This is a genomic window from Pseudoflavonifractor sp. SW1122, from assembly GCF_012027765.1.
Classification (GTDB): Bacteria; Bacillota; Clostridia; order Oscillospirales; family Oscillospiraceae; genus Enterenecus; species Enterenecus faecium.
This window is the reverse complement of sequence record NZ_SJOS01000006.1, coordinates 22,514-45,491: the sequence shown is the minus strand read 5'-3', so window position 1 is coordinate 45,491 and position 22,978 is coordinate 22,514. Positions and strand designations below refer to the sequence as shown.

At 60.2% G+C, this 22,978-nt stretch carries 21 protein-coding genes; 4 read left to right on the top strand and 17 right to left on the bottom strand.

Annotation, left to right across the window (positions count from 1 at the left end; genetic code table 11):
* Positions 1-140 precede the first annotated feature (140 nt).
* Together E0L15_RS02730 and E0L15_RS02725 are read right to left on the bottom strand one after the other, a co-directional pair.
* The gene (locus tag E0L15_RS02730) at positions 141-1,178 is read right to left on the bottom strand and encodes an aldose epimerase family protein (protein WP_168124477.1); all 1,038 of its coding nucleotides are present in this window, start codon (positions 1,176-1,178) and stop codon (positions 141-143) included.
* Between the two features lie 66 nt (positions 1,179-1,244).
* Complete coding sequence (locus E0L15_RS02725) at positions 1,245-1,811, bottom strand: manganese efflux pump MntP family protein (protein ID WP_168124476.1); 567 nt, start codon at positions 1,809-1,811, stop codon at positions 1,245-1,247.
* Between the two features lie 328 nt (positions 1,812-2,139).
* On the opposite strand from E0L15_RS02725, the gene E0L15_RS02720 reads away from it, so the two are divergent.
* From E0L15_RS02720 to E0L15_RS02710, 3 genes are read left to right on the top strand one after another with little or no spacing between them, the layout of a single operon-like run.
* Positions 2,140-2,841, top strand: coding sequence for an ABC transporter ATP-binding protein (locus E0L15_RS02720; protein WP_206020539.1), 702 nt, complete (start codon positions 2,140-2,142; stop codon positions 2,839-2,841).
* Positions 2,835-6,050 (top strand): ABC transporter permease, encoded by a 3,216-nt coding sequence (locus tag E0L15_RS02715; protein ID WP_168124475.1) that lies wholly within the window; start codon positions 2,835-2,837, stop codon positions 6,048-6,050. The genes E0L15_RS02720 and E0L15_RS02715 overlap by 7 nt, the downstream gene beginning before the upstream one ends.
* A 2-nt stretch (positions 6,051-6,052) precedes the next feature.
* Positions 6,053-6,550 (top strand): N-acetyltransferase, encoded by a 498-nt coding sequence (locus tag E0L15_RS02710; protein WP_242961594.1) that lies wholly within the window; start codon positions 6,053-6,055, stop codon positions 6,548-6,550.
* Between the two features lie 36 nt (positions 6,551-6,586).
* Here the strand turns inward: E0L15_RS02710 and E0L15_RS02705 are convergent, their stop codons facing one another.
* The gene (locus E0L15_RS02705; protein WP_168124474.1) at positions 6,587-7,615 is read right to left on the bottom strand and encodes a sugar-transfer associated ATP-grasp domain-containing protein; all 1,029 of its coding nucleotides are present in this window, start codon (positions 7,613-7,615) and stop codon (positions 6,587-6,589) included.
* A 137-nt stretch (positions 7,616-7,752) separates the two neighbouring features.
* Between E0L15_RS02705 and E0L15_RS02700 the strand changes: the two genes are divergently transcribed.
* Positions 7,753-8,310 (top strand): biotin transporter BioY, encoded by a 558-nt coding sequence (locus E0L15_RS02700; protein ID WP_168124473.1) that lies wholly within the window; start codon positions 7,753-7,755, stop codon positions 8,308-8,310.
* A gap of 20 nt (positions 8,311-8,330) precedes the next feature.
* Here the strand turns inward: E0L15_RS02700 and E0L15_RS02695 are convergent, their stop codons facing one another.
* The 14 genes from E0L15_RS02695 to rpmG form a co-directional block, all read right to left on the bottom strand.
* A complete protein-coding gene (locus E0L15_RS02695) occupies positions 8,331-10,526 on the bottom strand; it encodes a hydratase (RefSeq protein WP_243155363.1) in 2,196 nt (731 codons plus the stop codon).
* A 153-nt stretch (positions 10,527-10,679) separates the two neighbouring features.
* Positions 10,680-11,972 (bottom strand): zf-HC2 domain-containing protein, encoded by a 1,293-nt coding sequence (locus E0L15_RS02690; protein ID WP_168124471.1) that lies wholly within the window; start codon positions 11,970-11,972, stop codon positions 10,680-10,682.
* Positions 11,956-12,447, bottom strand: coding sequence for a sigma-70 family RNA polymerase sigma factor (locus E0L15_RS02685; protein ID WP_168124470.1), 492 nt, complete (start codon positions 12,445-12,447; stop codon positions 11,956-11,958). Before E0L15_RS02685 ends, E0L15_RS02690 begins: the two co-directional genes overlap by 17 nt.
* A gap of 354 nt (positions 12,448-12,801) precedes the next feature.
* Positions 12,802-14,928, bottom strand: a complete 2,127-nt coding sequence (locus E0L15_RS02680; protein ID WP_168124469.1) for a sodium-translocating pyrophosphatase — start codon at positions 14,926-14,928, stop codon at positions 12,802-12,804.
* Between the two features lie 125 nt (positions 14,929-15,053).
* Complete coding sequence (locus E0L15_RS02675; RefSeq protein ID WP_168124468.1) at positions 15,054-16,493, bottom strand: TrkH family potassium uptake protein; 1,440 nt, start codon at positions 16,491-16,493, stop codon at positions 15,054-15,056.
* Positions 16,490-17,875, bottom strand: a complete 1,386-nt coding sequence (trkA, locus tag E0L15_RS02670; RefSeq protein WP_168124467.1) for a Trk system potassium transporter TrkA — start codon at positions 17,873-17,875, stop codon at positions 16,490-16,492. Before trkA ends, E0L15_RS02675 begins: the two co-directional genes overlap by 4 nt.
* Before the next feature lie 44 nt (positions 17,876-17,919).
* The gene (locus E0L15_RS02665; RefSeq protein WP_168124466.1) at positions 17,920-19,098 is read right to left on the bottom strand and encodes a MalY/PatB family protein; all 1,179 of its coding nucleotides are present in this window, start codon (positions 19,096-19,098) and stop codon (positions 17,920-17,922) included.
* Between the two features lie 197 nt (positions 19,099-19,295).
* Positions 19,296-19,667: a 50S ribosomal protein L7/L12 gene (gene rplL, locus E0L15_RS02660; protein WP_087232494.1), complete on the bottom strand. Its 372-nt coding sequence runs from the start codon at positions 19,665-19,667 to the stop codon at positions 19,296-19,298.
* Between the two features lie 70 nt (positions 19,668-19,737).
* Positions 19,738-20,271 carry a 50S ribosomal protein L10 gene (gene rplJ / locus E0L15_RS02655; protein WP_087232491.1) on the bottom strand — a complete coding sequence of 178 codons (534 nt, stop codon included), beginning with the start codon at positions 20,269-20,271 and terminating at the stop codon, positions 19,738-19,740.
* A gap of 278 nt (positions 20,272-20,549) precedes the next feature.
* Positions 20,550-21,248 carry a 50S ribosomal protein L1 gene (gene rplA / locus E0L15_RS02650; protein WP_087232488.1) on the bottom strand — a complete coding sequence of 233 codons (699 nt, stop codon included), beginning with the start codon at positions 21,246-21,248 and terminating at the stop codon, positions 20,550-20,552.
* Between the two features lie 20 nt (positions 21,249-21,268).
* Entirely contained in the window at positions 21,269-21,694 is a 426-nt protein-coding gene (gene rplK / locus E0L15_RS02645) for a 50S ribosomal protein L11 (protein WP_087232485.1), read from the bottom strand.
* 83 nt (positions 21,695-21,777) lie between these two features.
* The gene (nusG, locus tag E0L15_RS02640) at positions 21,778-22,299 is read right to left on the bottom strand and encodes a transcription termination/antitermination protein NusG (RefSeq protein WP_087232482.1); all 522 of its coding nucleotides are present in this window, start codon (positions 22,297-22,299) and stop codon (positions 21,778-21,780) included.
* A 12-nt stretch (positions 22,300-22,311) separates the two neighbouring features.
* Positions 22,312-22,605 (bottom strand): preprotein translocase subunit SecE, encoded by a 294-nt coding sequence (gene secE, locus E0L15_RS02635; RefSeq protein ID WP_087232479.1) that lies wholly within the window; start codon positions 22,603-22,605, stop codon positions 22,312-22,314.
* A gap of 33 nt (positions 22,606-22,638) precedes the next feature.
* On the bottom strand, positions 22,639-22,803 hold the full coding sequence (rpmG, locus tag E0L15_RS02630; protein WP_087232476.1) for a 50S ribosomal protein L33: 165 nt from the start codon (positions 22,801-22,803) through the stop codon (positions 22,639-22,641).
* Between the last annotated feature and the right edge of the window lie 175 nt (positions 22,804-22,978).

Here is a 22,978-nt window from a genome sequence, read left to right as displayed (position 1 = left end):
CTCATCGGGGAGAAATCGGGCCCAGCGGAGCGCCCCCAGGCTGGCAAGCCGGAACAGGGTGATTCTGATAAGAAAATCATTCCAGGATAAGAGAAATGACCTGCTGCGTTGCCGCAACAGGCCATTTCTCATTTTATGTATTACACAAACTTGTACACGGTCTCCTCTTTATACTCCTGACCGGGCTTGAGCACGGCGGAGGGGAAGTTGGCGTGGTTGGGGGCGTCGGGGAAGTTCTGGGTCTCCAGGCAGAAGCCCCAGCGCTTGTCGTAGGGGGCGCCGTCCTTGCCCACGGGGCAGCCGTCCATGTAGTTGCCGGAGTAGAACTGCACGCCGGGAGTGGTGGTGTGCACCTCCATGGTGATACCAGTGGCGGGGGAGTGGGCGGTGGCCACGTGGCGCAGCTGGCCCGCCTCACCGTCCAGCACCCAGTTGTGGTCGTAGCCTCGGGCCATGGTCAGCTGATCAAAGTCGTCGTCCCAGTGGGCCCCCATGGCCACAGGGGTACGCAGGTCCATGGGAGTGCCCTCCACGCTGGCGATCTCCCCGGTGGGGATGGACCCGGCGTCGGTGGGGGTATAGGACTGGGCCTTGATGCAGATGGTCTGGTTATCTACCGGGCCGCTGTCGTGACCGGAGAGGTTGAAGTAGCAGTGGTTGGTGAGGTTGCACAGGGTGTCCGCGTCGGTGTTGGCGTGGTAGGAGATGGACAGCCCATCTTCGGTGAGGGTGTAGGTGACGATGACGGTGAGGGTGCCGGGATAGTTCTCCTGGCCATCGGGGCTGACCAGGGAGAGCACCACCTGGTTCTCGGTCTGGTCCTCTACGGTCCAGATCTGCTTGTCAAAGCCGATGTCGCCGCCGTGAAGGTGGTTGGGGCCGTTGTTGGTGGCCAGAGTGTAGTCCACCCCGTTGAGGGTAAATTTGCCCTGGTTGATACGGTTGCCGAAGCGACCAATGAGGGCACCGATGTAGCAGGTCTGGGTCATGTAGTCCTCGATGGTGTCGAAGCCCAGGGCCACGTCCACGGGGTTGCCGTCCTTGTCTGGGACCACCAGGGAGCGGATGGCGCCGCCATAGGTGAGGATGGAGCAACGCAGAGCGCCGCAGCGGAGGGTGAGTTCTTCCACCAGGTCACCGTTGGGCATGGTGGCAAAGAGGGTGCGATTGTCAGACATGGGAAAAACCTCCTTATGTGCTTTTTTCGATTGTAGCACTGGAAGGGCCCCTGCGTCAACTACCCCTTACAGGGCCAGCAGCCCCAGGTGCTCCAGCAAAATTTTGGCGCCGATGAGCACCAGCACCACGCCGCCCAGCAGCTCCGCCTTGGATTTGAAGCGGGCCCCGAAGACGTTGCCGATCTTTACCCCCGCCGCCGAGATGACAAAGGTGCACACCCCGATGATGGCCACCGCCAGCCAGATGTTCACCCGCAGGAAGGCGAAGGTGATGCCCACCGCTAGAGCGTCAATGGAGGTGGCCACCGCCAGCAGGAACATACCCGGGACAGCCAGGGAGGGGGAGACTTCCTCCTCGTCGCCGCTGAATGCCTCCCGAATCATATTGCCGCCGATGATGAGCAGCAGCACAAAGGCGATCCAGTGGTCCAGCACCTGGACCAGCTGAGTGAAGGCGGAGCCCAAAACGTACCCCAGCAGGGGCATGAGGGCCTGGAAGGCCCCAAACCACAGACCCACGATGACCATGTGGCGCAGATTGAGCTTGCGGATGGACAGGCCCTTGCAGATGGACACGGCAAAGGCGTCCATGGCCAGGCCCACGGCTAAAATCAACAGTTCCCAAATTCCCATACTCTTCTCGCCTTTCTGTTTTCCGATTTGGGCGGGCATAAAAAAAGAGACTACCCGCCCTTTGTAGCGGATAAGTCTCACTGTTTCAGACCCGGCCAGACGGACACGCCGCCAGTATGTTGACCAGGCCACGGCGCAAACACGCCGCCAATTACTCCCTTATCGTGTGGGTATTGTACCAGCGGCAAGAGGAGTTAGTCAACGATAACACAGGAGACCTCGGGGGATTCATAAACTTTCTTTAAACAATGGTAAGGAAGGATTGCAGGTGGAGGGGAGAACGTGTACTATATAGTTAAGATAACAATATAGCGGGATGGTGGTAATTATGAGTTATATCTCTTTCAAACAAGTACGCAAGGAATACGTCATGGGAGAGGTGACCATCAAAGCGGTGGATGGGGTGGATTTCCACATCGAAAAAGGGGAATTTGCCATCATTGTGGGGCCATCCGGCGCAGGTAAGACCACGGTGCTGAATATGCTGGGGGGCATGGACGCCTGTACCAGCGGAGAGATCCTGGTGGATGGCACCCAGGTCAGCGGTTTCAACGCCCGTCAACTCACCCAGTACCGCCGCAACGACATCGGATTTGTCTTCCAGTTCTACAACCTGGTGCAGAACCTCACTGCCCTGGAGAATGTGGAGCTGGCCGCCCAGATCTGCAAAGAGCCCCTGGACGCCAAGGACGTGCTGGAGCACGTGGGGCTGGGGCATCGCCTCAACAACTTCCCCGCCCAGCTCTCCGGCGGCGAGCAGCAGCGGGTGGCCATCGCCCGTGCCCTGGCCAAAAATCCCAAGCTGCTGCTGTGCGATGAGCCTACCGGCGCGCTGGACTACGTCACGGGCAAGGCCATTTTGAAGCTCTTGCAGGATACCTGCCGCCTGCAGGGGATGACAGTGGTGGTCATCACCCACAATACCGCCCTCACCCCCATGGCAGACCGGGTCATTCACATCAAAAACGGGCGTGTGGAGGAGATGACCTGCAATCCCAACCCCACCCCGGTGGAGGCGATTGAATGGTAAAGAGGAAAAACAGGCTGCTCACCGATTTTATTCGGGAAGTCCGCCATACCTACAGCCGCTTTCTATCCATTCTCCTCCTCTCCGCTCTGGCTGTGGCCTTTTTGGTAGGCCTGCGGGCCACGGCCCCGGATATGGAGTATACGGCGGACAACTATTACGACTCCCACCACCTCATGGACGGCTACATTCTGTCCACCATGGGGCTCACCCAGGAGGACTTGCAGGCCTTAGCCCAAGCCGACGGCGTAGATCAGGTGGAAGGGGCGTGGAGCGTGGATGCCACCGCGGTGGACTCCATCGTCTCCATGCGCTCCATGCCGGAAGAATTGAATTTACTCAACGTGGTGGAGGGCCGCCTGCCCCAGCAGGCGGACGAGTGCGTCACCGAGCAGATGCTCCTCACCGCTCTGGGGCTGGAGATTGGGGACACCCTCACCGTCACGTTGGACGAGGCGGACCAGGACAGCCTCACCCGCACCAGCTACACCATTGTGGGCACGGTGCAAAGCCCGCTGTATGTGGGCACGGACCGAGGCAGTACCACCCTGGGCAGCGGCAGCATCGATGCCTTTGTCTACATCCCTGGGGAGAATTTCAACCTGGACGTATACACCACCGCCTATTTCACTGGCGATGGAATGGAGGCCCTCAACAGCTACAGCCAGGCCTACGCCGACCAGCTCAGCGCCCTGGTGGACAGCCTGGACCCCTTGGCCCAGGAGCGGGCCAGCCTGCGGGACGAAGAGGTGCGCAGCGAGGCCCAGAAGGAGCTGGATGATGCCCGAAGCGAGCTGGCAGACGCCCAAAAGGAACTGGACGACGCCAAGAAGGAGCTGGACGATGCCCGAGCGGAGCTGGACAGCGGCTGGGCGGACTATAAGAGTGGTTTAGCCACCCTGGAACAGGAGATCAAGGACGGCCAAGCCAAGCTGGACGCCGCCCGGTCTCAGTTGGAGGAGTCCCAGACCCGGTATGAGCAGGGTAAAGTGGACTATCAGGAGGGTCTGGCCCAGTATCAGGATGGCCAGACCGCCTATGAGGAGAACCTGGCCCAGCTGGACACCCAGCAGGAAGAGGTGGCCAAGGGCTATGAGGAGTATTACGACGCTCTGAAGCCCTTTGAGGGCACCCCTATGTATGACCAGATGGTGGAGCAGTTGGCTCCTCAGAAGGCCAAGCTGGATGAAGCTGCCGCCCAGATTCAGGCGGGGTACACCCAGCTAGCCCAGGTAAAGACTCAGTTGGAGGAATCCAAGGCGGAGCTGGACGCTGCTCAGGCCCAGTTGCAAGATGCCGCCCAGCAGTTGGATACCGGATGGGCAGAGTACCAGTCCGGGCAGCAGACCCTGGACCAGGAGGAGGCCCGTGGCCGCAGCCAGCTGGCCGAAGCCAAGGCAGAGCTGGACGACGGCGAGGCGGAGTACCAGAAGGGCCTGGAGGAGTACGAGCAGGCCAAGGCCGACGCCCAGCCGGAGCTGGAGCAGGCCCAGGCGGACATCGACCAGGGCCAGAAGGAGTTAGACGCGATGGCCACTTGTGAGTGGTATGTGCTGGGCCGGGACACCAATTCCGGCTTTGTCAGCTACTCCCAGGACGCCGAGCGGGTGGATAACCTGTCCAGCATCTTCCCGGTCATCTTCTTTGTGGTGGCCGCGCTGGCCTGCCTGACCACCATGACCCGTATGGTGGAGGAGCAGCGCACCCAGATTGGCTCTTTGAAGGCTCTGGGATTCTCCCGGCTGGCCATCTCACAAAAGTACATTGGATACGCCTTTGTGGCCAGCCTGGTGGGCGGCCTCATTGGCTTAGGGGTAGGGGCTACCCTCATCCCGGCGGTGATCGCCAACGCCTTCCAGATCATGTACGCCATCCCCGGGCTGGACTATAAGATGCAGCTGCCCCTGTTTGTGTTGGCGGTGCTGGCGGCGGTGGCTTGTACCACCGGGGCCGCCCTGTGGGCTTGCCTGTCCACGCTGATTGACACCCCCGCCAACCTCATGCGGCCTCGGGCCCCCAAGGCGGGTAAGCGGGTCTTCTTGGAATACATCAAGCCCATTTGGCGCAGGCTAAGCTTTACCTGGAAGGTGACCATGCGCAACCTGTTCCGCTATCAAAAGCGGTTTTGGATGACGGTCATCGGCATTGGCGGCTGTACTGCCCTGATTGTCACGGGCTTTGGCCTGCACGAGTCCATTTTCGACGTACTGGATAAGCAGTTTGATGAGATCTCCCTGTATGACGCCACCGTGGGCCTGGACGAGGACCTGACGGAGGAGCAGAAGCAGGGGATTGAGGACTATCTGGACGGGGAAGAGGCTGTGGCGGACTATATGTTCACCTATCAGCAGATGATGGACGCCTCTACCACCGGCACCTCCTACGACGTGTACCTCTTTGCGGTGGACGACGTGGAGGAGTTCGGTCGCTTTGTGGATTTGCGCCACCGCTCGGACCACTCCCCGGTGGAGCTGGACGGCTCCGGCGTGGTCATTGACGAGAAGCTCTCCGAGCTGCTGGGTGTGTCGGTCGGGGACACCATCACCCTGGAGGGAGACCAGCGGGTGGAGGCCGTGGTGGCGGACATCACGGAAAACTACGTCTACCACTATGTGTACCTCACCCGGGACCTGTATACCCAGCTGTATGGGGAGGACTATCAGAACAATGTGATGCTCCTGGTCTACCAGGACGGCATGGGGGTGGACGTGTCCAACCAGACCTCGGAGACCCTGATGAAGATGGACGGTGTGGCCTCCTACTCCTACATTGCCACCATCCGGGACAGCTTTGAGGACAGTATGGACGCCATCAACTACGCCGTGGTCATCATCATTGTGGCCGCCGCCGCGCTGGCCTTTGTGGTGCTGTACAACCTGACCAACATCAACATCACGGAGCGCAGAAGCGAGCTGGCCACCTTGAAGGTGCTGGGGTTCTATGACGGAGAGACCACCGCATATGTATTGCGGGAGAACGTGTTCCTCACCATCTTTGGCGTGATTCTGGGGCTGGTGTTGGGCCGGTTCCTCCACAGCTGGATGGTGCTGACGGTGGAGGTGGACCTGGTGATGTTTGGCCGCACGGCGCCCCCCTATGCCTATGTGCTGGCTGCGGCCTTGACTGCCCTGTTCTCCCTCATTGTCAATGTGGCGGCACACTTTAGGTTAAAGAAAATTGATATGGTAGAAAGTTTGAAAACGGTGGAATGAACATGAACAGTGGAACCAATTTTTTGATTCGTCGGGGCAACATCCGGGACCTGCCTGCCCTGGAGCAGCTCTACGCCCAGGCCCGGGCCTTTATGCGGGAGTCCGGCAACCCGGACCAGTGGGGGGAGGATAAACCAACCCTGGAGCAGATCCAGCAGGATATCAACCTGGGGTACAGCTTTGTGTGTATGGAAAATGGCCGCCTGGCCGCGGCCTTCTCCTTCCACACCAAGGGAGAGCCCACCTACGCCCACATTGAAGGGGAGGGGTGGCCGGACAACGGGGACTATGGCGTGGTGCACCGCCTGGCCACCGGAGCCTCCCGCACCGGGGCGGCGGCCCACTGCCTGGCCTGGTGCCGGGCCCACTGCCGCCAGCTGCGCATCGACACCCATGAGAAGAACATCCCCATGCAGCAGCTGCTGGAGAAGATGGGGTTCACCCCCTGTGGCACCATCTATTTGGAGGATGGCAGCCCCCGACTGGCCTATTATCTATAAAAAATCCCTCGGCTTTCCGAAAAGCCGAGGGATTTTTTAGCGCTTAGCCTGCTGCTCCTGGGCCTCAATCTCCCGGAACCGGGGCATGATGCCGATCTTGTCCGGGGTGTGCACAGGCAGCTGATAGATGTCGTGGCCGGGGAAGGGGTTGCCCTCCACCAGACAGGGACCGTTGGGGGTAAAGCACACGTCCCAGCCCACATACCCCACCTGGGGGATGACCTGGGCGGCCTCGGACACCATGGCCACCGCCTTGTCCCAGTCCGGGAACTGAAAGCCCTTGATGGGGGTGCCGGTGGCGGGGTGGTTTTCATACAGGTTCTTGGCCTTGTCCAGGGCTCGGTCAATGACCACACCCCGCTCTGGGTCCATGGGGGCCACCATGCCGCCGCTGTTGAAGTTGTCCACAAACTTGCCGTTGCCGATGCGGAACATGGCGGTGACCAGATACACCTTGCCGTGTTTGCCCCGGATGGTCACCATGCGCACGGTGTTGATGGAGCCGGGGTAGATGGCGGACACCTGGGGGTGCTGCTCCAGCACCTCCTCCAGCTCCAGCTTTGGGGCCCGCTGCGCCAGATAGTCGTAGAGGGCGTCCAGAGAGGGATAGTCGGCCCGGCGGAGCTTCTCAATGCCCCAGCCGCAGCTGCCCTGGGAGGGCTTGGCCATAAACACCTCGTGGGCTGCCAAAAACGCCATCACCTGTTCCCGGTTGTCCCCGGTCACTGGCACCCAGTCCCGGTGCAGGTACTTGCCAAAGAGAGTGTTGAACTGCACCTTGTCATCAAATTGGCCCGTGTAGGCCTTGTCGTTGTACTTCACCACCAGGGCGTTGTTGCGGCCTCGGGTGAGGTAGGTGTCCCGCTGCTCCGGTGTGAGATTGTACATCTCAAACAGGTCGTAGTCCATATACCCCGCTCCGTACTTCACGGCGCAGTCCTTCATGTCCCGGAAAATGGCCAGCCGGGACCGCCCGGTCTTTTTGTGGATGGAGCTGATTTTCTCCCACATGGCCTTGTAGTTCATATTCATCACGCGCTGGAATAGATACTTCACGTTTGCCACGGTTCGTCCCTCACATTTTTCATAGAGTAATCCCATCTAAAGTATCACACATTGGGGGCAAAGGCAAGCGGTTGACAGGGGAAAAGTTATATTGTATACTTACAAGCAAATTTAGTATACAATCGGAGGGCTACCATATGAAGCATGAGACCATACAAAAGTTGTGCAGCTGCGGGGTACTGGCGGCGGTGATCTGTGTCCTCAGCCCCTTTTCGGTGCCCATTGGCCCGGTGCCCGTGGCCTTTGCCAACCTGGCCATCTTTCTGGCGGTGTATCTGCTGGGGTGGAAGTGGGGGACGGTGAGCTGCCTGGTGTATTTGCTGGTGGGTCTGGCCGGTCTCCCGGTGTTTTCCGGGTTTGGCAGTGGAGCGGCCAAGCTGCTGGGGCCCACCGGGGGCTATTTGCTGGGCTATCTGCCCATGGCCCTGGTGGGGGGCTGGATCATTGACCACACCCGCTCCAAGTGGCTCCACGCCCTGGGGCTGGTGTTGGGCACCGCCCTGTGTTATCTGCTGGGCACCGCCTGGTTCTGCTGGCAGGGGGGCTACACCGTGGGGGCGGCCCTGGGGCTGTGCGTGACCCCCTTCATTCCCTTTGACTTGGGGAAAATCGTCATTGCCATTGGTCTGGGCAGCCTGCTGCGCCACCGATTGGCTCAGGCGGGCTTTTATAAAGAGAAACGGGTTGCACGTTAAGTGCAACCCGTTTTGAGTTATTATTGTGCGTAGTAGTTGATGAGGCAGCCAGCCAGGATGATATCCCGCTCTTCCCGGGTCAGGCCGGGGAGGGAGAGAGTGACGGGGGTAGAGGTACCATCCCGCAGCACCTGGGCCTCCACGGTCTCGCCGTCTCCCTGGAGGAGGGCACGGATGCCGGGGATGTACACCCGGTCACCGGGCTGGAGGTTGAGCTGCTCCAGCTGGCTGGCGATGAAGGGGAGCATGCCCCAGTTGACCACGTTGGAGCGATAGCGCTTGGTGGCGTACTCCTGGGCGATGTTGGCGCAGCCGCCCAGCACCCGCTGGCAGGAGGCGGCCTGCTCTCGGGCAGAGCCGTCGCCGGGCTTCAGGGCCATCACCAGGGAGCCCAGTCCGGTGTTGGCGGGGTCGTAGCCCTCCAGAGCGGCCACCACCTGGGGGTCCTGGGGATTCTGGCGGCGCAGCTGCTCCACCTTCTGAATCTCCTTAGCTCGGGGCACATACTGGGGGTCCTTGCGGCTGAGGGCGAACTCCGACAGGCGCAGGGGGTTGGAGCGGTAAGAGGAGGTCTCACCGGAGGGGATGAGCTCGTCGGTGGTGGTGACGGGGTCGTAGATGGCGCAGGCCACGGTGAGCATCAGGTTTTCCGGCAGGGCGATCTGCTGGGGCCAGTCGGCGATGTTGGGGCCGAACACCAGCTCCTCGTCGGGGTTTGCCTTGCCCACGCCGTAGTAGACCCGGGCCTGGTAGGAGGAGCCGTCATAGGTCCACTGCTCGTCGGCCCGGTCGGCGGGCACGTCAGGCAACTGGTCGGCGGCGGTGAGCACGCCGCCCATCTTGGCGGTGGCGGCGATGGAGCGGGCGTCCATCAGGGCCACATAGGACACCTGGCCCTCGCCGGGCTTGGAGCCCTCCCGGTTGGGGAAGTTGCGGGTGGAGTGGCGGATGGAGAAAGCTCCGTTGGCGGGCACGTCTCCGGCACCGAAGCAGGGGCCGCAGAAGCAGGAGCGCACCGAGGCGCCAGCGGCCATGAGGGTGGTGATATAGCCCTGGCGGGTCAGTTCCTGCATCACGGGCATGGAGCCGGGGTAGCAGGACAGCCAGAAGTGGTCGGACCCGGTGGCGGTGGTGCCCAGAATCTCAGCGGCCCGGCGCAGGTTCTGATAGGTGCCGCCGGAGCATCCGGCGATGACGGCCTGGTCCACGTGGAACTTGCCGTCGCGGATCTTAGCGGACAGGGGAGCGGGGGGCTCGATGCCCAGTTGGTCCCGGGTGTTCTGCTCCACCATGTGGAGCATGTCCTCCATGTTCTCCTGGAACTCGGCGATGGGGAAGGCGTTGGAGGGGTGGAAGGGCAGGGCGATCATGGGCTGCACCTTGTCCAGCTCCACGCACACCACCCGGTCATAGTAGGCCCCCTCTTTGGGCTGCATGGGGTGATATTCCGCGCCACGGCCCAGGAGGGTGAGGGCGGTCTGGGTGTTGGTGTCGGTCTGCCACACCGAGGACAGACAGGTGGTCTCGGTGGTCATCACGTCGATGCCGGACCGGTAGTCCATGGACAGGTTGGCCACGCCGGGGCCGAAGAACTCCATGACGGCGTTCTTCACCGCGCCGGACTGGAAGGTGGCCTTGACCAGGGCCAGGGCTACGTCCTGGGGGCCCACGCCGGGGCGGGGAGCTCCGGTGAGGTAGATGCCCACCACCTGGGGATAGGCGATGTCATAGGTCTTGCACAGCAGCTGACGGGCCAGCTCGGGGCCACCCTCGCCGATGGCCATACAGCCGTAAGCGCCGTACCGGGTGTGGGAGTCCGAGCCCAGAATCATCTTGCCGGGGGCAGCGTACCGCTCCCGCATGTAGGAGTGGATGACGGCCTGGTGGGCGGGGACAAACTCGCCGCCGTACTTCTTGGCAGCGGACAGGCCGAAGTTGTGGTCATCCTCGTTGATGGTGCCGCCCACCGCACACAGAGAGTTGTGGCAGTTGGTGAGCACGTAGGGCAGGGGGAACTCCTTGAGACCGGAGGCCCGGGCGGTCTGGATGATGCCCACATAGGTGATGTCGTGGGAGGCCATGGCGTCAAAGCGGATGGAGAGCCGCTCCATGGAGCCAGAGGTGTTATGGGCTTTCAGGATGGAGTAGGCCATGGTGGACTCCACGCCAGCCTGAGTCTTTTCCGCCGGGACCAGCTGGCCCTTCTGCCAGCGCATGCCCTGGTTGTGAATGGTAATCATATGGGTTACCTCCTTGGGAGTAATATGACGCATTTGCTTTAGTGTAGCAAACAAACGAAGTCTTTGCAAGAGGGGGGCGGTGGAAATTGCAAAAAAATCCCCGAACCTCGGTTCGGGGATTTTGGAAGGTCACTGGGAATAGGGGACAGCCCAGGCGTGCATGCGCTCCAGAATGGTGTCGTCATAATCGAAGGAGAGGAAATAGGTGGCGTCCTGGCTGGGAAGGGAGCCTGCTTCAAACCCTACTTTCAGAAGGTTGGGGTATAGGATCAGTCGATCCAGGTCAAAGGCCTCCTCCATCTCCTGACGCAGGGTGGGGTCGGTGATTTCGGCCTCATCCAAAAGGGCCTGCTCCAACTCCTCCGAGGTGCAGGTGAACAGGTCTTCCATGTCCACCCGTTCTCCAGTGTCTCGGTAGAACGCCGTGCCCACCTCCAGATACGTGGAAGGTGCTTGGAGGGATGTGGTGAAATAGATTACCCTGGGACTGGATGCAGAGAGGTAGGTATCTTGGAGAATGAGACAGGTGGAGAAGGATGCAGGGGAGCCTGCCTCGAGATAGGACTGGTAGACGGCTTCCAGCTCTTCCAGTTCGTCATACAGAAGACCCTGTTTTTCGTAGTACGCTACAATATTGTCCTGAGCCTCCTGGGATAGTTCCTCCAGACCCTGGACACCGTCCAAAGCGATGTCGGGAGGATAGGGGGTATGCACGTCCAGCAGCTCCGGGCCTTTGGGAAGAGCGTACAACACGCCTCCGTTTTTCTGCCAGACCTCCACCTGGGTGCCATCCTGCAAGAGAATGGGGTCAGGGGTTTTATAGGCGTTGATTTCCACCAGTTGGGCGGAATAAGTGGGGAGTTTCTTCCCATCCCGGTTGCTGATGGACTCTTTGGAGTTGCCCAGTTCGGCGTAAATGCGCAGACCGTCGTAGATGGCTCCATCCAGGAAGTCCTGGTCGGTATAGGCATCAAAGAAGGATATAACTTTGGTGTACTCCTCCATGATCAGCCCAAACTGCTCTCCTCGGGAAGTATACACCACATAGGACACCTCTCCGGTGGTGTTGTTCACATGGGTCTCCACGATTCTTCCGGTCAACTCTCGGGGAGGGGTGTGGAACAAAAACCACAGGCCGATGAGGCTACTGATCACCGCCACCAGCACAGCGGCAATGACAAAGCCCTTGGAAAAGGCCCGCCGCCGCCCCCGCTTCCAGGCAGAGGAGGCCGCCTGGGCCACGGTGCGCTCCTCCACTTGAGGGTGAGCGGTGGGAATGGGGGCACTCATACGCTCCCACTCTGCCCGGCAGGTCTCACATTCCTCCAGGTGCTCGGCCACCAGCTGACGGCTCTCTGGGCTGCACACGCTGTCCTGGTACAGGGGGAGCAGGTCCCGGATGACGTTACACGGTGTTTTCATCGAAATCCCTCCTCAGCTTGGTTTTGGCCCGGTAGAAGATGACTCTGGCCCAGCTGTCCGTCTTGCCAAACAGTTCTCCGATTTGGGCAAAGGGTAGCTCGCCAAAGACCCGCAGGGAAAAGACCTCTTTGTACGGCTCCGGGAGCTGGTGGAGCAGCACGTGGAGCCTGCGGGCGGTCTCCTGGTCCATGAGGTCCCGCTCAAAGTCCGGGGCAATCTCCTGGGACAAGTCTGCCGCCTCCTCTGAGACCTGGCGTTTTTGCTTTTGGTGGTAGGTGAAATAGGTGTTTTTTGCGATTTGGCACAGCCAGACATACAGCTGACAGGTGCCGTCAAATTGGTCCATGTGCATCATGGCCTTGTAAAAGGCCTCTTGGGTCACCTCTTCGGCAGTCGCCGGGTTCCGACATAGGGAAAAGATGTATTTGTATACGCTGGGAAAATGGTCGGTGTATATCCGCTCAAAATCTGCCACACCATCACCCCCTTCACCCATAAGACTGGGAAGCTGTGAAAACGTTGCAAAGAAGTTCAAAAAAATTGTACCACGAATGCCAAGGCAGAAAAAGACCTCCCCGAACCGAAGTTCAGGGAGGCTGAGACAATGATAAGAGCCTAAAGATATGTGAAAATTTCCCGGAAGGAAAGCCCTCGGCAGAGTTTTCCCGCCAGGGGCGGGAAAATAAATTGAAATCCCTTTTTCCCGGGGACATGCGCATCGGGAAAAACACTTCTCAGCCCGCCAGTGTGGCCTTGGGTTGCCCTTTGACCCAAGGATGCATGCAGCGGGCTGCAATCCTCTCAAAAATGCTGGCATTTTTGAGAAGCGTCAGCTCATAAACGCCTGGACGGCTACGATCAAACCAGAGAACACGATGGAAACCGTGGACACCAGCTTGATGAGGATGTTCAGAGAGGGGCCGGAGGTGTCCTTGAAGGGGTCGCCCACGGTGTCGCCGATGACGGCGGCCTTGTGGCAGTCGGAGCCCTTGCCGCCGTGGTGTCCGGCCTCGATGTACTTCTTGGCGTTGTCCCAGGCGCCGCCGGCGTTGGACATGAACACGGCCATGGCAAAGCCGGTGACGGACACGCCGCCCAGCAGACCTACTACGCCCTCAGGGCCCAGAATAAGGCCGGTGAGAATGGGAACCACGATGGCCAACAGAGAGGGGGCCACCATCTCTTTCAGAGCGCCCTTGGTGCACAGACCCACACATGCGGCGTAGTCGGGGTCAGCGGTGCCTTCCATGATGCCCCGGATTTCCCGGAACTGGCGGCGTACTTCCATGACGATGGACTGGGCGGCCCGCTGTACGGCGCTCATGGTGAGAGCGGCAAAGACGAAGGTGAGCATGGCGCCCACAAACAGGCCCACCAGCACGGCGGGGTTGGTGAGGGACAGGTCAATGGCCAGGCCCTTGGCCTCCAGCTTCACGGATACAATGTCCACATAGGACACCAGCAGAGCCAGAGCGGTGAGGGCGGCGGAGCCAATGGCAAAGCCCTTGCCGGTGGCGGCAGTGGTGTTGCCCAGGGAGTCCAGGGCGTCGGTACGGTTGCGCACTTCCTCGCCCAGGCCGGACATCTCGGCGATGCCGCCGGCGTTGTCCGCCACGGGGCCGTAGGCGTCGGTGGCCAGGGTGATGCCCAGGGTGGAGAGCATACCCACAGCGGCGATGCCGATGCCGTAGAGGCCCTTGGAGAACAGCTCCGTGTAGTTGTCGGCGCTGGTGGTCAGAGTGCCGCCAGCGGCCACAAAGGAGACGATGACCGCCACGCCCACAATGAGGATGGGGGCGATGGTGGAGAGCATACCCAGGGACAGACCGCCAATGATGGTGGTGCCGGCTCCGGTCTCGGTGGCCTCAGCCAACTCACGGGTGGGTTTGTAGGTGTCCGAGGTGTAGTATTCGGTGAAATAGCCGATGGCACAGCCGCCTACCAGACCGCAGAGGATGGCCACGTACACGCCCCAGCTGCCCAACAGGAAGTAGGTGAGGGGGGCGGCGATGACGGCGGCCAGCACGGCAGCGGTGTAGGTGCCCCGGCGCAGGGTGGCCAGCAGCTCCCGCTGGGTGGCTCCCTCTTTGGTGCGGATGAGGAAGGAGCCGATGATGGAGCACAGAATGCCTACCACGGCCAGGGCGATGGGCAGCAGCATGGCCTCCCAGGCTTTGCCTGCCCCGGTGTAAGCGGTGACACCCAGGGCAAAGGTGGCCAGGATGGAGCCCACGTAGGACTCGTACAGGTCGGCGCCCATACCGGCCACGTCACCCACGTTGTCGCCCACGTTGTCGGCGATGGTGGCGGGGTTGCGGGGGTCATCCTCGGGGATGCCCGCCTCCACCTTGCCCACCAGGTCCGCGCCCACGTCGGCGGCCTTGGTGAAGATGCCGCCGCCCACACGGGCGAACAGGGCCATGAAGGAGGCGCCCATGCCGAACATCACCATGGTCTGGGCGATGCGAGCGGCGTCATAGTGGGCGATGTACCTGAGGATGTGGAACCACACCGAGATGTCAAACAGGCCCAGACCCACCACGGTGAAGCCCATGACGGCGCCGGAGGAGAAGGCCACGTTCAGTCCCTTGTTCAGACTCTCCGAGGCCGCCTGCGCCGTGCGGGCGTTGGAGGAGGTGGCGATTCTCATACCCACAAACCCGGAAATGGCGGAGTAGATGCCGCCGGTGAGGAAGGCAAAGGGGATAAACCAGTTGTCCAGAAGTCCGAACCAGCACAGCACAAGCAGGAGCAGGAACACCACGGCGAACACCTTGAACACGGTGGCGTACTGATGTCGCAGATAGGCGTTTGCCCCTTTGCGGATGGCGGCGGCGATCTTCTTCATGGTGTCACTGCCTTCCGAGTAGGCCAGCACCTTGCGGCTTTGCGCAAAGGCAAAGAGCAGAGCCAGAATGGCACCTAAAATGCCCAGCCAAAACAGGTTTTCCGTCATGAGAACTACAACTCCTTTTTCTGAATTTTGCCAATGGGTGAACACTCATAACACCCCTCCCAGGGGTGGCAGGGACTTCAAGAGCAAAGAGCTGAGGGGACTTGTATTCGATTGTGAAAGGGAACTTAAGAGCGCTTCCAGGCGCTGCGGCTGAAGAGCACCAGGATGGGGAAGATCTCCAACCGTCCAATGACCATGCACATGCTGAGGACAAGTTTGCTCAAAGGGGAGAAGGCGGCAAAGTTGCCCATGGGTCCCACGGCCTCCAAACCAGGTCCCACGTTGCTGATGCAGGTGATAACGGCGGTGAGGGTGGTTCCGAAGGAGAAGTTGTCCAGACCCACCACCAGAGCAGAGGCAAAGATGATGATGATATACGTGGCCGAGTAGGTGTAGATGGTGCGCACGGTGGAGTCAGACAGAGGAGCTCCGTCCAGTTTGACCACCGATACCGCCCGAGGGTGGATGATGGAACGCACCTGAGCGCCGATGGTGCGCAGGATGACCAGGATGCGGGAGCACTTCATACCGCCGCCGGTGGACCCGGCGCAGGCGCCAATGAACATCAGAATGACCAGTAGTATCCGGGATAGCTCAGGCCACAGGTTAAAATCCACTGTGGAGAAGCCGGTTGTGGAAATCACCGAGGCTACCTGGAAGGCAGCAGCCCGGATAGCATCAGCATATGTGGGCATGCTGGCCGCTATGTTTATGGAAATGATGGCGGTGGCAATGGCGGTGACCGCCAGGAAGAACCGCAGCTCATCACTTTTCAGTGCCTGTTTGATCTTGCCCGTGAGTACCAGGAAGTACAAAGCAAAGTTCAGAGAGAACAGGATCATGAAAATGGTGATGATGATCTCAAAGGTGGGATTGCCGTAGGCGCCCACCGACAGGTTGCGGTTGGAGAAGCCACCGGTACCAGCGGTGCCAAAGGCGTGGATGAAGGAGTCATACCAGGGCATTCCCGCGATCCGCAGGCAGAACACCTGGATGACAGTCAGCGCCAGGTAGATGGCGTAGAGAATTTTGGAGGACTGGGAGGCCCGGGGCACCAGCTTGCTCTTCACCGGGCCGGGGCTCTCCGCCCGGATCAGGTGGGTGGAGTTGATGCCCAGGAAGGGGAGCAGGGCGGTGGTGAGAATGAGCACCCCCATGCCGCCCAGCCAGTGGGTGAAGGAGCGCCAGAACAGAAGGCCCAGGGGGAGCCCTTCAATGACGGTGAGGATGGTGGAGCCGGTGGTGGTAAACCCCGAGATGGTCTCAAAGAAGCAGTCCACATAGCTGCCGAACTGGCCGGAAAACCAGAAGGGCAGGGCGCCGAACACGCCGGAGAGCACCCAGATGAGGCCCACGGAGAAAAAGCCTTCCCGGGCAAAAAACTTGTGCTCCCCCCGCAGGCCAAACACGGATGCCAGGCCCACCACCACCATGATGCCGATGGTTTTCCAAAAGGGAGAGGGGTCCTCCCCGTAGTACAGGGCCACCGCCATGGGCAGCAGCATGGCCGCCGCCTCCACCAGCAGGGTAAACCCTGCCACGCGAAATACGGTTTTAAAATTCATAGGGCGCCTCGCAGGCCGAAGGAGTCGGCATAGATGTCGTTGAGGTCTACAATGCCGCTGTCCTTGGCAATGACGATGACAATGTCATCCACCTGGAGGTAGCTGTTGCCCTCGGGGATGATGACCTGGTCGCCCCGTACAATGCCGGCAATGAGAACGCCGTTTTTCAGCTTCAAGTCCTTCAGCGGGGTGCCCAGGTTGCGGGTGGAAGAGCAGACCACAAACTCCATGGCCTCTGCCTGTCCGTTGGCGATGTGGTGCAGGGCGGTCATACGGCTGCCCTTGGAGTTTTGAATGCCACGCACCATGCGGAGAATCTGGTAGGCGGTGGTGAGCTTGGGGGACACCACCGACTCCACCCCGGCGGAGCGGGCGATGAGGGAGTAGTTCTGCCGGTTGGACTTGGCAATGATCTTGTGTACGCCGCACTGGTGGGCGTAGAGGGAGATAATCAGGTTGTCCTCGTCCCGGTCGGTGAGGGCGATGAACACGTCACTGGCGGGCATACACTCCTCCGTGAGCAGCTCCGGGTCGGTGCCGTCTCCGTGGAGGATGAGGGTGTGGGGGAACCACTCGGCCAGCTGTCTGCACCGGGCCTCGTTTTTCTCCACCACCTTGCACTGGATGCCCAGTTTCTCCAGCTGCTGGAGCAGGTAGTAGGTGACCCGTCCGCCGCCGATGATGAAGGCGGAGCGGACCCGGTGGCTGTGGCGGCCCAGTACCTTGAAGAACTGGCTCACCCCGCTGGGGGTGCCCGCCACGTAGACCTTATCCCCCACTTGAGGGACGAAGGAGCCGTTGGGAATCATCACCTCTGCACCGCGCTCCACGGCGCAGAAGAGGATGGGCAGATTCTTGATTTTGGTGGCCAGGTGGGACAGGGGCTGATCGGCCATATGGTCCCCGGGCTGGACGTGGAAAGAGATGATCTCCGCCTTGCCCTTGGCAAAGGTGTCCACGTCAGCGGCGTTGGGCAGGCGAATCATCCGGGAGATGTCCATGGCGGCGGCGGACTCGGGGTTGATGAGCTTGGTGATGCCCAGGTCTCGGCGCAGGTTGTCCAGATCGGCCAGGTAGTCCCGGTTGCGCACCCGGGCCACGGTATAGGGCACGCCCAGGCGCTTGGCGGTGTGACCGCACAGCAGGTTGATTTCGTCCGAGCTGGTGGCGGCGACGACAACGTCCGCATCCTCAGCCCCTGCGTCCTCCAACACGGTGCGGGAGGCACAACTGCCCTTGATGCACATCACGTCCAACTGGTTGGAGATGCGGGTCAAGGTATCTTCGGAGATGTCCACCACGGTGATGTTGTGGTGCTCCGCGGCCAGGTGGTGGGCGACGGTGGCGCCCACCTTTCCGGCTCCGGCTATGATAATATTCAAAATGAATCCTCTCGTTTCTCTCTTCTAGATGGGTTGGGGATGGTTTACACCAGGCCGCGCCGCTGGGCAGCCGCCAGCAGTCGCTCCAGGGCGGCGGCCAGTACGTCCCGGGAACAGGCCAGGTTCAGGCGCATAAATCCGGCCCCGCCGTAGTTGATGCCGTGGCTGAGGTACAGCTGGGCCTCCTGCTCCATGAAGTCGGCCAGGGCTTCATCGTCCAGCCCGAAGCTGGAGAAGTCTATCCAGGACAGATAGGTGCCCTCCAGGGGGGCAATCCAGACGTTGGGGAAATGCTGGGCCATGAAGTTCCGGAGGTAGTGGTCATTCTCCTTGAGATAGTCCACCAGCTGCTCCACCCAGGGCTCACACTGCTCATATCCTACCTCCAGGGCAAGGGTGCCAAAGGAGGAGTTGGAGTAGGCCCCAGAGCGGGCCACCTCGGCTTCCAGTTTGGCCTTGTTGTCCCCATCGGGCACGATCATATTGCCGCAGGCCAGTCCGGCCAGGGAGAAGGTCTTGCTGGCGGCCATGCCGATGACACAGTGCTTGGCGTACTCCTCTCCCAGAGAGGCGTACGCCGTGTGGGGGTGGTCCGGCTGGCACAGGTCACAGTGGATTTCGTCGCTGATTAGGAATACCCCGTGGGCCAGACACAGGTCGCCCACCCGCTGCAGCTCTGCTCGGGTCCACACCCGCCCCACGGGATTGTGGGGGGAGCAGAGAATCATGGCGGTGGTGGTGGGCCGGGACAGCTTGTCCTCCAGGTCGTCAAAGTCCATCTCATAGTGGCCGTCCACCAGCTTCAGGGGATTTTCCAGAAGGGTGCGCCCGTTCTCCCGCACCGCCCGGTAGAAGGGGGGATAGACGGGAGTTTGGATGACGATGCCGTCCCCGGGCTGGGTGAAGGCCCGGACGGCGGCGTTGATGCCGTGGACCACACCGGTGGTGCGGATAATCCAGTCCCGCTGGACCTCCCAGCCGTAGCGGCGGGACACCCAGGAGCGGATGGCGTTATAGTAGCGGTCGCTCCAGCCCGCATAGCCCCACAGCCCAGAGCGGGCCATTTCCTCCAGGGCCTGGACAATGGCGGGGGGAGAGCGGAATTCCATGTCTGCCACGGACAGAGGCACCACACCGGGCTGGGGATTGGGGCCCATCAGGTCCCACTTCTCCACCTCCACGCCGACGCGGGGGGGAATGGGCTGGTCGAAGAATTGATTCACGGGAGACACTCCTCACAATGATAGCGGTATTTTCTAAAATCATATCACAACTGCACAACTGTCGCAAGGTCTGACCTGCAAAATGTTGGCAGAATCACAAGACAGGAAGAATGTGACAGGAAAGTAAAAAACACAGAAGGACTTGCCGCAGTGTGAACTGCGACAAGCCCTTCTGAAAAAGACTGTGGGGAAGTAACTTACTTCAGCTCCACCTTGGCGCCAACCTCTTCCAGCTTGGCCTTCAGAGCCTCGGCGTCCTCCTTGGAGATGCCCTCCTTCAGAGCCTTGGGAGCGGACTCAACCAGACCCTTGGCGTCAGCCAGGCCCAGGCCGGTGATCTCGCGGACAACCTTGATGACCTTGATCTTCTCGGAGCCAACCTCAGTCAGCACCACGTCGAACTCGGTCTTCTCCTCAGCGGGAGCAGCAGCAGCGCCAGCGGCGGGAGCGGCCATGGCGGCGGCGGAAACGCCGAACTCCTCCTCCAGGGCCTTGACGAGCTCGTTGAGCTCCAGAACGGTCAGGGACTTAACCTCTTCGATCATAGCAGTAATCTTCTCGCTAGCCATGATGAAATACCTCCTTAAATAAATAATATAAAGTAGAATGTGGGCGGGTCAGGGTTGACCCGATGCTGAATTATTCAGCGGCAGTCTCCTCAGCAGCAGCAGCGGGCTCGCCGTCCTTCTCGGCGATGGCCTTCAGGACGATAGCCAGGCTGGTAATGGGAGCCAGCATCATGCCGAGCAGCTGAGCCACCAGGCCATCCTTAGAGGGCAGCTCGGCCAGAGCGGCGATGTCCTCCAGGGGGATCACCTTGCCGTCCATGAAGCCGGCCTTGATGTTGAAACGATCGCCCATCTGCTTGGCGTACTTGTTGACAATACGCATGGGAGCGATGGGGTCGTCCTTAGAGATGGCGATGGAAGTAGTACCGTTGAGCACTTCATCCAGCTCACCGAGACCGACGTTGTCGGCAGCGCGGCGCAGCAGGGTGTTCTTCACGACGGAATATTCCACACCATTCTCTCTCAGTTCAGCACGCAGAGCAGTGTCCTCGGCCACGGTGATACCCTTGTAGTCCACCAGCACACCGGAAGAAGCGCTCTGCAGGGTCTCGGTCAGAGAGGCCACGATGGCTTGCTTTTCACTGAGAACCTTTGCGTTAGGCATTTGGAATTCACCTCCGGAAAATTTAGTGCAGCGGTCTTTGCCAAATAAGCAAAAACGCCGCTTTCGTGTCAAGACGAAAACAGCGCAAACATATCGTTATGAGCTGCATTCTCGGTAGGGCTTACGGCTTGCGCCACCTACTGTCTCCGAACACGAAGTGTATTATATCAACCCGGGAGGAGTTTGTCAAGCAAAAATCGCCCGAATTGGATATAATTTTGGGGAAATTCCCGGCCCGTGCCCATACCTTGGTATGGACACGGGGCTGGGATCAAACATTAGTTGCCGAACTTGGCAGCGCTGACCTTCACGCCGGGGCCCATGGTGGAAGCAGCCACACAGCTCTTCACGTACTGGCCCTTAGCGGCGGCGGGCTTAGCCTTGACGATAGCGGTCATCAGAGCGTTGAGGTTGTCAGAGAGCTTCTCAGCGCCGAAGGAGACCTTGCCGATGGGGCAGTGGATGATGTTGGTCTTGTCCAGACGATACTCCACCTTACCGGCCTTGATCTCGTTGACAGCCTGGGTCACGTTGGGGGTCACGGTGCCAGCCTTGGGGGAGGGCATCAGGCCCTTGGGGCCCAGAACCTTACCCAGACGGCCAACCACGCCCATCATGTCGGGGGTAGCCACGACCACGTCGAAGTCGAACCAGTTTTCCTTCTGGATCTTCTCCACCATGTCCATATCGCCCACGAAGTCGGCGCCAGCGGCACGGGCCTCCTCGGCCTTGTCGCCCTTGGCGAAGACCAGCACGCGGGCAGTCTTGCCGGTGCCGTGGGGGAGAACGATGGCGCCGCGCACCTGCTGGTCAGCGTGACGGGAGTCAACGCCCAACTTCACGTGCAGCTCCACGGTCTCGTCGAACTTGGCGGTGGCGGTCTTGATGACCAGCTCCATGGCCTCGTTCACATCATACTGAGCAGCGCGGTCGATGAGCTTCGCGCTGTCCACATACTTCTTACCCTTAGTTGCCATTGCTTATGTCCTCCTTTCCCTTACTCTTCCACCAGAACGCCCATGGAACGGGCAGTGCCGGCGATCATGCTCATGGCGCTCTCCAGGCTGGAGGCGTTCAGGTCGGGCATCTTGGTCTCGGCGATCTTCTGCAGATCGGCCTTGCTCAGGGTAGCCACCTTGGTCTTGTTGGGCACGCCGGAGCCGGACTCAATGCCACAGGCCTTCTTGATGAGCACGGGGGCGGGGGGAGTCTTGGTCACGAAGGTGAAGGAACGGTCGGCATACACGGTGATGACCACGGGGATGATCAGGCCCATGTCCTTCTTGGTGCGCTCGTTGAACTCCTTGGTGAACGCGGCGATGTTCACGCCGTGCTGACCCAGAGCAGGACCAACAGGGGGGGCGGGAGTTGCCTGACCGGCGGGGATCTGAAGCTTTACATATCCAGTAACTTTCTGTGCCATTTGAAACAGCACCTCCTACATAAAATGTGGTGGTGACGGAGCCGCTTTGTGCTCCTCCCACGGTTTGCGACGGAATCGTTCCGTCAGTTGAGAGGCTCGACCTGATCCAGTTCCAGTTCCACGGGAGTCTCCCGTCCGAACATGGACACGACCACCCGAACCTTGCTGCGCTCGGTGTCGATTTCCTCCACGGTGCCAATGAAGGATTCCAAGGCACCATCGGTAATTTTCACGTTGTCACCCACGGCATAGGACACCATGACCTCACGCTTCTCCACACCCAGAGCGGCGATTTCCTCGTCGGTGAGGGGGATAGCCTTGTTGGCAGAGCCCACGAATCCGGTGACGCCACGGATGTTGCGCACCAGGTGCCAGGTCTCATCGGTCATGACCATTTTGACCAGCACGTAGCCGGGGAACACTTTGCGCTCCACGGTCTTGGGGCCGTTGTCGGTGATCTCAGTGACGGTCTCCATGGGGATGGAGACCTCGGCAATGACGTCGTGCATGTTGCGGTTTTCCACGGCCTGCTCAATGGAGACGGCTACGGTGTTCTCATAGCCAGAGTAGGTGTGGGCCACATACCATTTCATTTCCTCAGCCATTGTGTTGACCTCTTAAGCGAAGAGCTTGAGCAGAGCCTCAACCACCTGGCGAGCAATCCAGTCGAAGACCCAGATGAACACGCCGACCAGGAGCACGCAGACAATCACGGTGCCTACGTTCTTCAGGGTATCCTTGCCGGAGGGCCAAGTGACCTTCTTCAGCTCACCCTTCAAGTCCTTCACCCAACGGGCGAGACGGTTCGGCTTTTTGTCCTTCTTCTTCGCAGCAGTCTTGGCCTTTTTGTCGGCGGAGCTTACGGACTCCTTGCCAGCGACGACCTCATCACGCTTGTTCAGTTCAGACATTCTTGTACCCTTCTTTCTTTGAGCGAGGGCTCATTACTTGGTTTCGGTGTGCAGAGTGTGCTTTCTGCAGAAGGGGCAGTACTTGTTGAGCTCCAGACGCTCAGTGGTGTTGCGCTTGTTTTTGTTGGTGTTGTAGTTACGCTGCTTGCACTCAGAACAACGCAGGGTAATCTTCACACGGCTACCGGCTTTCGCCATTCTCGGCACCTCCTTTTGAATTTGCCGCCCGGCATCAAAAAACGCCGGAACGGCCATGGCCAATTCCAGCGCTTCAAAAGGGTGCCGGGGCACCCTACATCTGCTACGGGAAACCGGCCTTTGCCTCCCTGTGACCCTATCGAAGAGGGGAGAGGGTTTTTGTGTTCATCCCGTA